General features: G+C 42.2%; 10 protein-coding genes, 2 pseudogenes and 1 riboswitch. Of the genes and pseudogenes, 9 read left to right on the top strand and 3 right to left on the bottom strand.

Features of this window, described 5'->3' with window-relative positions; genetic code table 11:
* The first annotated feature begins 7 nt into the window (after nt 1-7).
* Nucleotides 8-193 (top strand): YqzE family protein, encoded by a 186-nt coding sequence (locus H538_RS0105830; protein WP_026676795.1) that lies wholly within the window; start codon nt 8-10, stop codon nt 191-193.
* 115 nt (nt 194-308) lie between these two features.
* Complete coding sequence (moaA, locus tag H538_RS0105835) at nt 309-1,325, top strand: GTP 3',8-cyclase MoaA (protein WP_026676796.1); 1,017 nt, start codon at nt 309-311, stop codon at nt 1,323-1,325.
* A 56-nt stretch (nt 1,326-1,381) separates the two neighbouring features.
* Here the strand turns inward: moaA and H538_RS0105840 are convergent, their stop codons facing one another.
* Together H538_RS0105840 and H538_RS0105845 are read right to left on the bottom strand one after the other, a co-directional pair.
* A complete protein-coding gene (locus H538_RS0105840; RefSeq protein WP_026676797.1) occupies nt 1,382-2,173 on the bottom strand; it encodes a YqhG family protein in 792 nt (263 codons plus the stop codon).
* Entirely contained in the window at nt 2,142-3,839 is a 1,698-nt protein-coding gene (locus H538_RS0105845) for a DEAD/DEAH box helicase (RefSeq protein ID WP_026676798.1), read from the bottom strand. The genes H538_RS0105840 and H538_RS0105845 overlap by 32 nt, the downstream gene beginning before the upstream one ends.
* 136 nt (nt 3,840-3,975) lie before the next feature.
* A riboswitch (glycine riboswitch) is annotated at nt 3,976-4,063 on the top strand.
* 228 nt (nt 4,064-4,291) lie between these two features.
* Here H538_RS0105845 and gcvT point away from each other — a divergent pair.
* Genes gcvT through gcvPB form a run of 3 tightly spaced genes read left to right on the top strand, consistent with a single transcriptional unit; the run spans nt 4,292 to nt 8,226 of the window.
* The gene (gene gcvT / locus H538_RS0105850; RefSeq protein WP_026676799.1) at nt 4,292-5,389 is read left to right on the top strand and encodes a glycine cleavage system aminomethyltransferase GcvT; all 1,098 of its coding nucleotides are present in this window, start codon (nt 4,292-4,294) and stop codon (nt 5,387-5,389) included.
* 36 nt (nt 5,390-5,425) lie between these two features.
* Nucleotides 5,426-6,766, top strand: a complete 1,341-nt coding sequence (gene gcvPA / locus H538_RS0105855; protein WP_026676800.1) for an aminomethyl-transferring glycine dehydrogenase subunit GcvPA — start codon at nt 5,426-5,428, stop codon at nt 6,764-6,766.
* Nucleotides 6,766-8,226 carry an aminomethyl-transferring glycine dehydrogenase subunit GcvPB gene (gcvPB, locus tag H538_RS0105860; RefSeq protein ID WP_026676801.1) on the top strand — a complete coding sequence of 487 codons (1,461 nt, stop codon included), beginning with the start codon at nt 6,766-6,768 and terminating at the stop codon, nt 8,224-8,226. Before gcvPA ends, gcvPB begins: the two co-directional genes overlap by 1 nt.
* A 24-nt stretch (nt 8,227-8,250) precedes the next feature.
* On the opposite strand, the gene H538_RS0105865 is transcribed toward gcvPB, so the two are convergent.
* On the bottom strand, nt 8,251-8,631 hold the full coding sequence (locus tag H538_RS0105865) for a rhodanese-like domain-containing protein (RefSeq protein WP_026676802.1): 381 nt from the start codon (nt 8,629-8,631) through the stop codon (nt 8,251-8,253).
* Between the two features lie 173 nt (nt 8,632-8,804).
* Between H538_RS0105865 and H538_RS0105870 the strand changes: the two genes are divergently transcribed.
* From H538_RS0105870 to mntR, 4 genes and pseudogenes are all read left to right on the top strand, one after another.
* Nucleotides 8,805-9,641: a lipoate--protein ligase family protein gene (locus H538_RS0105870; protein ID WP_026676803.1), complete on the top strand. Its 837-nt coding sequence runs from the start codon at nt 8,805-8,807 to the stop codon at nt 9,639-9,641.
* A 343-nt stretch (nt 9,642-9,984) separates the two neighbouring features.
* Nucleotides 9,985-10,773, top strand: a pseudogene (locus tag H538_RS23205) (ribonucleotide reductase N-terminal alpha domain-containing protein); the annotation flags it as partial.
* A 415-nt stretch (nt 10,774-11,188) separates the two neighbouring features.
* Nucleotides 11,189-12,961, top strand: a pseudogene (locus tag H538_RS23210) (vitamin B12-dependent ribonucleotide reductase); the annotation flags it as partial.
* A gap of 141 nt (nt 12,962-13,102) precedes the next feature.
* Complete coding sequence (gene mntR / locus H538_RS0105880) at nt 13,103-13,534, top strand: transcriptional regulator MntR (RefSeq protein ID WP_026676804.1); 432 nt, start codon at nt 13,103-13,105, stop codon at nt 13,532-13,534.
* Nucleotides 13,535-13,626 lie beyond the last annotated feature (92 nt).

The following is a 13,626-nucleotide window of genomic DNA, read 5'->3' on the forward strand; positions in this document are numbered from 1 at the left end:
TGATAAAATGCCTTCCTCAAATGATTATATAAAACAGGCGACCGAGCGATTTGTACGCTATATTGAGGAGCCAAAAGAGATTAGAAAGAAACGAAGAACTGAAAAAAGAAAGGCGAAGGAACCCCCATTGTCCTTTTTGTTCGGGTTAATCCCGACAGCATTAGGTTATGCGTTTAAACGGAAGAAAAGATAGTGCTTCCGTTTTTTTTATTTTTGTTTTTGTCAACATTAATGAGTTCAAGGTTGTTTTATTCCACGCTAACTTATGGTAAGTTTTAAGAAACAAATGCAAATGAGTGTGATGGAAAATGGAGGATCAATCGATCATTAAAGATCAATATCATCGGCCGCTCTGTGATTTAAGAATTTCTGTCACGGATCAATGCAATTTTCGCTGCACATACTGTATGCCTGAGGAAATATTCGGATCGGACTATCCATTCTTAAAAAAAGAGGAATTGCTAACATTTGATGAAATCGTATGGCTTGCCAGGCAGTTTATCCGTCTTGGCGTGAAAAAAATCCGAATCACAGGCGGGGAGCCACTGCTTAGAAAAAACTTGCCCGAATTGCTTGAACGTCTTCATCAATTAAAAGGGCTTGAAGATCTGGCGATTACAACGAATGGCGTGTTGCTTCCGAAGCTGGCTGCCAGTTTAAAAAAAGCGGGCATGAAAAGGGTAACCGTAAGCCTCGATTCACTTGATGACGATACTTTTGGAAAGATTAACGGGCGAGGCGTCCGGGTTCAAGCTGTATTAGATGGGATGAAAGCGGCCTATGCTGCGGGCTTGCAAGTAAAAGTGAACATGATGGTGCGTAAAGGGATAAACGACCATGAAATTGTCAGGATGGCCCGTTTTTTCAAAGATACCCCTTATATATTGCGATTTATTGAATACATGGACGTTGGTACGACGAATGGCTGGAATCTCCATGAAGTGATGACGAAAAAAGAAATCATTGAAAAAATCAATAAAGAGCTTCCATTGAAAAAAATAGAAAGTCAATATTTCGGAGAAGTGGCAACGAGATATGAATACATTGACGGACGGGGTGAAATAGGCATCATTTCCTCGATAAGCGATGTGTTTTGCAGCTCTTGCACAAGGGCGAGACTATCAGCGGACGGAAAACTGTATACGTGTCTGTTCGCATCCAACGGGTTAGATGTAAAAACGCCATTGCGCAGCGGCTATTCGGAGGAAGAGTTGCGTAAAATGATCCATCAAACATGGAAAAAACGAACCGATCGTTATTCCGAGGAACGTTTATCATATAAATACCGGAAAGACAAAATCGAAATGTCGTATATCGGCGGATGAACCGTTTTCGAAGCGGATTCATGAAGTGAGAAAGGTTAAATTGATTTTAAATCAATTTAACCTTTTTGACTGTTTGCCAGGTAAAATAATCCGCCATTTATAATGGAGACGGTTATTTTTGGCTCGTATTGCGTTTGTAACGCTTCTTTTTCTCCATAGTAATATTCGGGTTTCTCTTCTATATCCTCGTAAAAACGGTTAAGCAGCTCTTCGTCTTCGGCCCATCTCATGCGCGCATCCTCGGCCCATGAATGGTCGTCTTCATGGATTTTTTCAATGATCATATTTTCCAATCGCTTTAACCCGCTGACCGGTTTAATGAGAGGAGAGAGCGTATAACAATAGTCAGGAATCCGTTTCGACAATCGTATCGTTTGAAGTTTCTCATGAAAGTTTTCCTCAATGATTCCGTTAATTAAATGAATTCCGTAAGAATGAATCATATCTTTTTTTCGATCGCATTGATACGATATTTTTACATTTATACAAAGCCACGGGTTGAGGGCGATGTTTATCCCGGAATGAGGAACCGATTCGTACATGCGAATAAAAGAAGCGAGCTTTTTTGTCGATGAAAAGATTTGATGCAAGCGGGGAGAGCCAAAGTGAATGAATTCCCCGCTACTGTCCGCCGGCTGTCCTTGTCCAGTGTAGAGTGTTAAAGTCATCGGGTTTGGTTCGGCTCCTGTCTTCTCAAGATAATGCCAATAAAACGGGCGGTTCATCAAAAGTTTATCGAGCTCAATTGTAAGCTGGACTTTTAAAGAGTCAGCGGTTTTTTCAAGGATCTCGCACTCATTCGATACGAAGAACCGTTCAAGAAAACGATGAATCTCTTGCTGCTGCATGTTCTTCCCACCCTTTTTGTTTAATGCCTCCTTCATAATTGATTAAAGAGGCTAAATTGTCCATCTTTACCCGAATTTCTCCTTCACTTTCGGAGTTAATGAGAATGTCCGAAATATAATTTTCAATGTTTCGCAATTCAAATTTCGTTAAGATTTCATCCAGCTCGCCAATGACACTTTCGAAAAGGTTGATTTTGTTGTAGAGCAAATTTAAAATGTGTTCCTCAATCGTATCTTTCGTCGCGAAATTATAAATGTGAACATCTCCCTGTTGCCCGATCCGATGAATGCGGCCAATTCTCTGTTCAATGCGCATCGGGTTCCATGGCAAGTCGTAGTTAATAATGTGCTGGCAAAATTGCAAGTTAATCCCTTCACCGCCTGCTTCTGTAGCAATTAAAACCTGGGCGTGGTTTTTAAACAAGTGCGTCATATAATCTTTTTTGCTGCGCTTGAACCCGCCTCTAAACGGAACGGAAGATATGCCGTGCTGCTGCAAGAACCATTGCAGAAATAGCTGAGTCGCTCGATATTCCGTAAATATAATAACTTTATCGTCAATCGATTGGATGAGTTCCAACGCTTTTTGCGCTTTTGAATTTTGCGTAACGTTTTCAATCAATTTCATTATAGAAACTAATATCTGATCGGGAAACGCATTCCCCTCGCTTTTTTCAAGCATATTTTTAATCGTGAGAAAAGCGGCTTCCCGGGAGCTGCATACTTCGCGCTGCAACGTAATGACCGAAAATTTGCTGCGATTTAAATAAGGCAGTTTTTTAAGCTCCGTTATTTTGTCATAAAGGAGCCGTTCGGATTCCGATAGCGTAATCGGGATCGATTGAACGTACCTCTTTGGCCAGTTTAACCCTGTTTCTTCACGGCGGTTTCGAATCATTACTTTGTTGACCAGATCTTTTAATTTTTCTTCATTTTTTAGCGAATATTTATCGTTCCGGAAATCTTTATCAAAATTTTCCTGATTCCCAAGATGCCCTGGTTTTAATAAAGAGACTAGGTTGAAAATCTCATCGACTTTGTTTTGAACCGGAGTGGCCGTTAATAATAAACAAAATTTCTTTTTTAGATGCTGAACAAACTCGTAATTTTTCGTTGCCTTATTTTTAAGTTTGTGAGCTTCATCAATGACGATAATGTCATAATCTTGATTGAGGACGATGTCCCTGTGCGGCTGTCGTTTCGCCGTATCAATCGAAGAGACAACGATATCACATTGTTCCCAGACATACGATTTTTTCTGGGCGACTGCCGGTATAAAAAATTTCTGATTCAATTCCGTAGTCCACTGCAAAACAAGTGAAGCCGGCACGAGAATAAGAACTTTTTGGGCAAGACCGCGAATCATATATTCTTTAATGATCAAACCCGCTTCGATCGTTTTTCCTAGCCCCACTTCATCAGCTAAAATCGCTTTGCCGTTCATTTTCTCAATAACAGTTTTCGCAACTTCTAACTGATGGGGAAGAAACGTCAACTGGGGGAGATGTTTCGGCGCCTGAAGTCCGAGGAACTCCGGTATGGATAAATGCCGTTCGGCTTCCAATGCTAAATTGTACAGTTCCCAGTTCGCCCACGGTCCGTCATCATCAATTCGTTTGAGAAATTGGTCATGCCAATCCCTTTGAAAGTTAATGTCGATATTCATCAATTGGTGATCCTTTCAATTAAAAAGATGATTGCTTTTTCCGTTATAAAAATGATAGGATAATAATGTGTTATACAAACGTAAATAATTTAGATGTTTTTAGTATTGTCGTTACTGCCAAATTGCATACTTGCGAATGAAGGCAAGGGGAGAGACTACTTCATGTAGCGCCGAAGGAGCAAGCATAGTGTGAATCTCTCAGGCAAAAAGACTCTTGTTTGACGCATCTCTGGAGAGTGCTAATTCAGTTTAGCCACCAAAGAGGAAACTCCGGCGAGATTCAAAACCGCTTGCGAGAAACTTTCAGGTATAAGGACAGAGAAATACGCCACTGATGGTGTATTTTTCTGTCCTTTTTTAGTTTTTGCAGTAAAAGTAAAGCGGCTTTCTAACTGCTTGATGATACTACTTTAATTGTTTGAATTTAAAAAATAATCTAAGGAGGAGAAGCAATGGGAGAATTAAAGCGTACACCACTTTTTGAACTTTACAAAAACTATGGCGGAAAAGTCATCGATTTTGGCGGCTGGGAACTTCCTGTTCAATTTTCAAGCATAAAAGAGGAACATGAAGCCGTACGAACACGTGCCGGGCTTTTCGACGTTTCTCATATGGGTGAATTTGAAGTGAAAGGAACCGGGGCGCTTTCTTATTTGCAAAAAATGGTGACGAACGATGTATCCAAGTTAATAGACGGCGGTGCACAATATACGGCCATGTGTTACGAAGATGGCGGCACGGTTGATGATCTTCTCATTTACAAGCGAAATGACAATCACTTTTTACTCGTTGTGAATGCAGCGAATATCGATAAAGACTTTGAATGGATGCAATCCCATCTTGATGGTGAAGTTGAATTAACGAACATTTCAGATCAAGTATCCCAATTGGCACTTCAAGGCCCATTGGCGGAAAAAGTTCTTCAAACATTAACGGATACGGACCTTTCTTCCATTGGCTTCTTCAAGTTTAAAGAAGACGTTTTGATTAATGGAAAAAAAGCGCTCGTTTCTCGAACGGGCTATACAGGTGAAGATGGATTTGAAATTTATTGCCGTCCTGAAGATGTGGCCGACCTCTGGAAGGCCATATTAGAAGCAGGCAAGGAAGATGGCGTTTTGCCATGTGGACTAGGGAGCCGGGATACGCTTCGATTTGAAGCTAAACTCGCACTTTATGGCCAGGAGCTCACGAAAGATATTAGTCCGCTTGAGGCCGGCATCGGTTTTGCCGTTAAGCTGAATAAAGAAGATGACTTTATTGGGAAACAAGCGTTAATGAAACAAAAAGAAGAGGGAGTGGCGCGGAAGCTTGTCGGTATTGAAATGATCGACAAAGGGATTCCACGGTCCCATTATGAAGTATTTAAAGGCGGGGAAAAAATCGGTGAGGTGACAACTGGCACACAATCACCAACGTTGAAGAAAAATCTCGGGCTTGCGCTAGTAAAGTCAGAATATGCTGAACTTGGAACCGAAGTAGAAGTCCAAATTAGACAAAAACGCCTGAGGGCAGTCGTAGTAAAATCTCCATTTTATAAAAAGGGCTAAATTATTTTTTAAACCACGATTTAGGGGAGGATCAAAATGACATTCCGTTACTTGCCAATGACTGAACAAGATAAAAAAGAAATGATGGAAGCGATCGGCATTTCTTCTACGGAAGAATTGTTTAAAGATATTCCGGAAGAAGTGCGTCTGAAAAGAAGCCTTGAAATTGAAGAAGCGTTGCCTGAGCCTGAGCTTGTTAAATACATGTCCCAATTAGCGGCTAAAAATATGAATACGAAAGACTATACTTCATTTTTAGGTGCGGGGGTGTATGATCATTACACTCCATCAATTGTTAATCATGTCCTTTTGCGTTCGGAATTTTATACAGCGTATACGCCTTATCAACCGGAAATTTCACAGGGGGAATTGCAAGCCATTTTTGAATTCCAAACCATGATTTGTGAATTGACAGGCATGGATGTCGCAAACTCTTCCATGTATGATGGCGGAACTGCATTAGCAGAAGCTGCACTTTTATCAGCAGCGCAAACAAAACGAACTAAAATTATCGTCTCAAAAAGCGTTCATCCTGAATCGCGTTCGGTCCTTGCCACTTACGCATACGGCCAAAATTTTGAAGTCGTTGAAGTGGACACTGAAAATGGCGTGACCGATCTTGAAGAATTGAAACAAGTAGTTGATGATAGCACGGCTTGCGTGATTATTCAATATCCGAACTTCTTCGGTCAAATTGAGCCGTTAAAAGAAATCGAACAGATCGTCCATCAGGAAAAAGGGATGTTTGTAGTTTCAAGTAATCCGCTTTCACTTGGTGTCCTCACTCCTCCTGGGAAATTAGGGGCTGACATCGTGGTCGGTGACGCGCAAGTTTTTGGCATCCCTCAAGGATTCGGCGGACCGCATTGCGGATATTTTGCCGTAACGAAAAAGTTAATGCGGAAAGTGCCTGGCCGTCTTGTTGGCCAAACGGTAGATGAAAATGGCAAACGGGGATTTGTTTTAACATTGCAAGCACGCGAGCAGCACATCCGCCGGGATAAAGCAACGTCAAACATCTGTTCGAACCAGGCGTTAAACGCACTCGCTGCATCTGTTGTGATGACTGCGCTAGGGAAACAAGGCGTAAAAGAAATTGCAATGCAGAACGTGCAAAAAGCGCACTATGCAAAAAAAACGCTGGCTGAAAAAGGGATTAACGTTCCTTTTGAAGGGCCTTTCTTTAATGAGTTTGTCGTTCAATTCAATCGCCCAATAAAAGAAGTAAACAAAAAATTATTAGATCATGGAATCATTGGCGGCTACGACCTCGGCAAGACTTATCCGGAGCTTGAAAATCATATGTTAATTGCAGTGACGGAATTGCGTACGAAAGAAGAAATCGATCAATTAGCAACTGTATTGGAGGGACTATAATGCATACACAAGATCAACCGCTTATTTTTGAATTGTCAAAAGAAGGGCGCATTGGCTACAGTATTCCGCCATTAGACGTTCCTGAAGTGTCCATTGACGAGTTGATTCCTTCCGAATACATGCGAACAGAAGATGCTGAACTACCTGAAGTATCAGAATTGCAAATTATGCGCCATTATACGGCATTATCGAAAAGGAATCATGGAGTTGACTCCGGATTTTATCCGCTCGGTTCTTGCACAATGAAATATAACCCGAAAATTAATGAAGATGTGGCCCGTTATCCCGGGTTTGCCCATATTCATCCGCTTCAAGAGGAAGAAACGGTTCAGGGCGCGATGGAAATGATGTATAACTTACAAACGACCCTTGCAGAGATTACAGGTATGGATGAAGTCACTTTGCAGCCTGCTGCCGGTGCGCACGGTGAGTGGACGGGGCTAATGATGATTCGCGCTTATCATGAAGCGAATGGGGATAAAGAACGGACAAAGGTCATTGTGCCTGATTCCGCTCACGGCACAAACCCCGCTTCCGCAACTGTTGCAGGATTTGATTCCATAACCGTAAAAACGGATGAGCGCGGTCTTGTCGATTTAGATGATCTGCGTAGTGTGGTTGGGAAAGATACGGCCGCACTTATGCTGACCAATCCAAATACGCTCGGTCTTTTCGAAGAGCATATTTTAGAGATGGCTGCGATCGTTCATGAAGCTGGCGGAAAACTTTATTATGACGGGGCGAATATGAATGCGATTATGGGTTATACGCGCCCTGGTGACATGGGCTTTGATGTCGTTCACTTAAATCTTCATAAAACATTTACGGGTCCTCATGGCGGCGGTGGCCCTGGATCAGGTCCAGTAGGGGTGAAAAAAGAGCTCATTCCGTTCTTGCCGAAACCTGTCTTAATGAAAAAAGGGGATGCATTCACGTTTGAGTATGATCGTCCGCAATCGATCGGCCGTGTGAAGCCGTATTACGGCAACTTCGGAATTAATGTCCGTGCTTACACATACATTCGCACGATGGGGCCGGAAGGTTTGCACAACGTATCGGAATATGCCGTATTAAATGCAAACTATATGATGCGTAAATTAGAGCCTCATTTTGATTTGCCGTTCAATCAGCATTGTAAGCACGAATTTGTATTGTCCGGCAAGCGGCAAAAGAAATTAGGCGTACGTACGCTTGATATCGCAAAGCGTCTGCTTGATTTCGGCTATCATCCGCCGACAATCTACTTCCCGCTTAGTGTAGAGGAAGCTATTATGGTAGAACCGACGGAAACCGAATCAAAAGAAACGCTAGATGAATTTATCGCAGCGATGATTCAAATCGCTAAAGAAGCGGAAGAAAATCCTGAAATCGTTCAAGAAGCGCCGCATACAACAGTTATTAAACGGCTAGATGAAGCGACTGCTGCCAGAAAACCAATATTGCGTTACGAAAAACAATAAAAATAGCCCGGTTCCGGGCTATTTTTATTTAGATTTTTTAACTTTGCCAGTCCATTTTTTGAAACCGCCTTTTAGATGATAAAGCTGGCTGTATTTTTTCTTTTTTAGAAATTGTGCAGCTCTTGCGCTTCGCATTCCGCTTTCGCAATAAAGGTAAATTGGCTGGTCGTTTCGAATTTCGCCAAGCCGCTGCCTCATTTGTGTGAGAGGGATATTTCTCGCGCCTAAAATATGGCCGTTTTTAAATTCATCAGGCTCCCGTACGTCAATTAGCTGGGCTTTACGGTAACCTGCTCGAAAGTCCTCTTCGGTTAATGTTTGTAAATACGTTTTCCGGTAAAGGGCTGTACCAACAAAATATGCGATTAAGGCTACAACTAAAACCAGAAGAATGATCCAATCCATTTCTTTGCACTCCTTTACAATGTCTATACTAATTATAGCTATCTATTAAATGAGAATCAAAAAAAATTTTGCGTTTGAGGAAACATTTGTTTCCACAAATACAAAAGAAAAACGCGAGCGTTTTTCTTTTGTATTTGGTACACTAGAGTACGTGAATGAGAGGATGACATAAAGTGAAAAAAGAACAATGGTTATTTATCGACTCAGGCAATTGTGATCCGGCCTATAATATGGCGATGGATGAAATGTTATTAACATGGCATAGCGAAGGGAAGATAGCTCCTGTCATCCGTTTTTACGGATGGAACCCGGCTACATTATCGATCGGGTATTTTCAAAAAGTTGAAAAGGAAATCAACCTGGAAGCTGTTCGCAATTATGGGCTCGGCTTTGTTCGCCGTCCGACAGGCGGAAGAGGGGTATTGCATGACAAAGAGCTAACGTACAGCGTCATTGTCTCCGAAGCACATCCGCAGATGCCACAGTCGGTCACCGAAGCTTATCGTGTTATTTCTGAAGGTATTCTTGAAGGCTTTAAAAATCTAGGGCTTGATGCCTATTTTGCTGTCCCGAGAACCGAGGAGGAAAGGGAGGGGCTGAAAAATCCCCGATCTGCCGTTTGTTTTGACGCTCCTTCCTGGTACGAACTTGTTGTCGAAGGCAGAAAAGTTGCAGGAAGTGCACAAACACGGCAGAAAGGAGTCATTTTACAGCATGGTTCAATTTTATTGGAGTTAGATGAGGACAAGCTGTTTGACCTATTTAACTACCCGAGCGAACGGGTGCGTGAGCGAATGCAAAAGGCTTTTCGAAATAAAGCAGTCGCTATTAACCAATTAACGGATAAAGCCGTGACAATAGAAGATGCAAAGAAAGCTTTTAAAGAAGGGTTTGAAAAAGGCTTAAATATCGAATTATGTCCATTCACGTTAACAGAAGACCAGGAAAGCGAGGTTCAACAGTTAGCTGAATCACGTTACCGAAATAAAGATTGGACATTTAGGAGATAAAACGAAAAAATATATTTTTTGAAGGTTTTTTATAGATGAGATGAAACATCTGTTTTATCAACGGTTTTCGAATGGGGCTTCTTTTTCAATTGCGAATTCATTTAATTTGGAAGTAAATGAGCCCCAATTTCTCCGTATTTCTATTATTATCTCTGTTTTTCGCCAAATTCTGCGTTTGACAGAATTTTTCTTTTGACAATAGGTTTACCTATATATAGTATAGTGGTAGTGTGTTTACATACAACATATTGATAATTTTTTGAAAGATTGACAAGGGAAAGCGAGGACGGTTAGCGAAATAATAGTTCTAGCCGTTAAAAGCGAACCTAAAAGGAGGAGAATGATGGGAGTAGCATTACATGATCCTTCAAGGATTAATATTGAATCCTTAAATAAGGATATCGAACAATTCCCACAGGTACACCCAATTACTAGCGATATGAAAATTACGCATAAAGGCGTGTCCCGATTAGTCATGCTTGATCGGTACAGTTTCAAAGATACCGAAAAGAAAACGTTAAAGATCGGCGATTTTGTCGTTTTGACGGTAAAAGAAGATCCGAAATTTCCAGCAAGAGGGCTTGGAATTATCGTCGGCATTAACTGGGAAGAGAAAAAAGCACAGGTTCGTGTAGAAGACGAATTTAAAGGTGTTTTAGATAAGCCGGAAGAAGCGGAAACAGGAATTATTACCCGGCCGCTTGACGTGATGGACAAACCGCTTGAGATTTTTTATGAGCAAATAGCGAAACGCAACGCAACCGGCCTTGCCAGTGTAGAAACGACGGAAGAAAAAAGAAAAGAATCATTTGAGCGATTTTACAAGGAACTCTCTGAAATGAATTTTATTCCGGCGGGGCGTGTCCTTTACGGCGCCGGTTCAAAAACGGACGTCACTTACTTTAACTGTTACGTCATGCCGTTTGTGAAAGACTCGCGTGAAGGCATCTCTGACCACCGCAAACAAGTGATGGAAATCATGTCGAGAGGTGGCGGGGTAGGAACGAACGGGTCGACGCTCCGTCCGAAAAACGCACTTGCCCGCGGCGTTAACGGCAAGTCATCCGGGTCGGTATCATGGCTTGATGACATTGCGAAGCTGACGCATTTGGTTGAGCAGGGCGGCAGTCGTTAACAACATGGCGACTTAATCTCGCGAATTGCTGGAACACCCTAAAGCTTTAGGAGCTACAACGTGGCTGGTAACAGCGAGCGTGAATGCAGAAAATCTTAAAGATGGAACAATGGGCAATCAGCAGCGAAGCATCTTTGGAAACGAAGATGAACGTTCAACGACTATTGAAAGTTCCCAAAGCTTTAATGTGGATATCATTTTAAGAGGTGGTGTTTAAAATTAAAGAAAGGGAACGAGTAAACCATAACAATCGGCAACGAGGTTATGGGGCGCGAGACAAAGAAGAACTAAAGAAAAACTAAAGAAAAAACTCATAATAAATTTTCTTCTTTGATGATATAGTCTGAACTTGCATGAAAGTGCAAGAGAATGGCAGAAATGTCCATTCCCTCCAATGGAGAGTAACAATTTGCGTGGAGCCCAGATGATCATGCTGGCGGATTGGCACCCTGATATCATTGATTTCATCATTTCTAAAATGCAAAACCCGCGGATTCTCCGCTATTTAATTGAGAATACGAATGATGAGAAGATCAAGCAAGTCGCCCAGGATAAGTTAAAATTTACGCCGCTTACCGGAACGGAGCGTGCGATGTACCAAGGAATCTTAAATTATAAAGAGATTCCTGGCAAAGGCGGCTTTGATGACGATGTCTTCCGTGAAGCGGAAATGATGCTTCGTGAAGGCGGAAAATATTCCGTCCATAATCCAGACTTTTTAACTGGAGCGAACATCTCCGTCACGATTACGAAAGAATTTATGGAAGCTGTTGAAAAAGACGAAGAGTATATGCTCCGTTTCCCTGACGTGGAAAATTACACGCCTGAAGAAATGAAAGCTTACAATGAAAAATGGCATGAAATCGGGGATGTAAGAGTCTGGGAAGAAATGGGCTATGGCATCCGCATCTATAAGCGCATTAAAGCGAAAGAACTATGGAATTTGATCAACATTTGTGCGACGTATTCAGCTGAACCTGGCATTTTCTTTATTGACAATGCCAATGAAATGACAAATGCAACAGCTTACGGTCAAAAGGTTGTTGCGACAAACCCATGTGGCGAACAACCACTTGCACCATTCTCTGTCTGCAACCTTGCTGCGGTGAACCTCGGCAATATGGCAGACAAAAAGAATAAGAAAGTCGACTTTGAAAAGCTGAAACAAACGGTTGAAGTCGGTGTCCGCATGCAAGACAACGTCATCGATGCCACGCCTTACTTTCTTGAGCCAAACCGCAAGCAGGCCCTTGGCGAGCGCCGTGTCGGCCTTGGCGTAATGGGCTTGCATGATCTGCTCATTTATTGCGAGACGGTTTACGGATCGGAAGAAGGAAACAAGCTCGTCGATCAAATTTTTGAAACGATTGCGACAACGGCTTACCGCACGTCCATCGAATTGGCAAAAGAAAAAGGAAGCTTTCCGTTCCTTGTTGGCAAAACGGATGAAGAGACAAAAGAACTTCGCGAGCGGTTTATCAATACCGGCTATATGAAGAAGATGCCGGAAGATATTCGCCAGGGAGTTCTGAAACACGGAATTCGCAACTCACATCTATTAACTGTCGCGCCTACCGGGTCCACTGGAACCATGGTTGGCGTGAGTACCGGACTTGAGCCTTACTTCTCATTCTCTTACTTCCGTAGCGGCCGCTTAGGGAAGTTTATCGAAGTCAAAGCGGATATTGTGAAGGAATATTTGGATCAACATCCGGAAGCAGATGAAAATCATTTGCCAGAATGGTTTGTTGCGGCAATGGATTTAACGCCGGAAGCGCATGCGGATACACAATGCGTCATTCAGCGCTGGGTGGACAGCTCCATCTCTAAAACGGTAAACGCGCCAAAAGGCTATACCGTTGAGCAAGTCGAAAAGGTATACGAACGCCTATACCGGGGCGGGGCGAAAGGCGGTACGGTCTATGTCGACGGAAGCCGCGACGCCCAGGTGCTAACGTTAAAAGCGGAAGAAGCGTTTGAACAAACGGAAATGAATTTAAGTACGGATGACGAAAAAAGCAAAGTCGTCCTCGTCGATACAATCACGGATTTACGGGCAACAGACGTCACGATCGGCAATGAAGTAGGTAATACATGTCCGGTCTGCCGCAAAGGGAAAGTGAAAGAAATCGGCGGCTGCAATACATGCACGAACTGCAATGCCCAATTAAAATGCGGGTTGTAATCCCGTTGAAAGAGGTTGAACGTTCTAGTTCAGCCTCTTTTATATGAAAGATAAGATGCGATGTTTACTTGTCATCCACATTGGAGTATAGTATCATTTTAATAGTAAAAGCTGACAAATGAATGATGGGAGGGAACTTAGATGCCCCCAACACCAAGTATGGAAGATTATATTGAGCGTATTTATTCATTAATTGAAGAAAAAGGATATGCAAGAGTTTCAGATCTAGCGGAGAACCTCGAAGTCCATCCCTCCTCGGTTACGAAAATGATTCAAAAACTTGATAAAGGGAAATTTCTCGTTTATGAAAAATACCGTGGATTTGTATTAACCCCAAGCGGGAAAAAATTAGGGAAGCGTCTTGTATATAGACACGAATTGCTGGAAGATTTCTTAAAAGTTATCGGTGTTGAAGAAGAAAATATTTTTCAGGATGTTGAAGGGATTGAACATCACTTAAGCTGGAACGCGATCGACCGGATTGGGGATTTGCTTCAATATTTTGAGGAAGACCCTAAACGGGTTGAAGACCTTAAAGAAGTGCAAAGAAGAAATGAACAGGAACAATCTTGACAATCGTCATGATTGTTTTTTTATTTCAGTGGCGCCTTGTCCATTTATTCTGGCTCCTTCCTTCTATGAAAAACGCTTTTGCGGTTTTTGTT

The organism is Fictibacillus gelatini DSM 15865 (assembly GCF_000430745.1).
Taxonomy (GTDB): domain Bacteria; phylum Bacillota; class Bacilli; order Bacillales; family Fictibacillaceae; genus Fictibacillus_A; species Fictibacillus_A gelatini.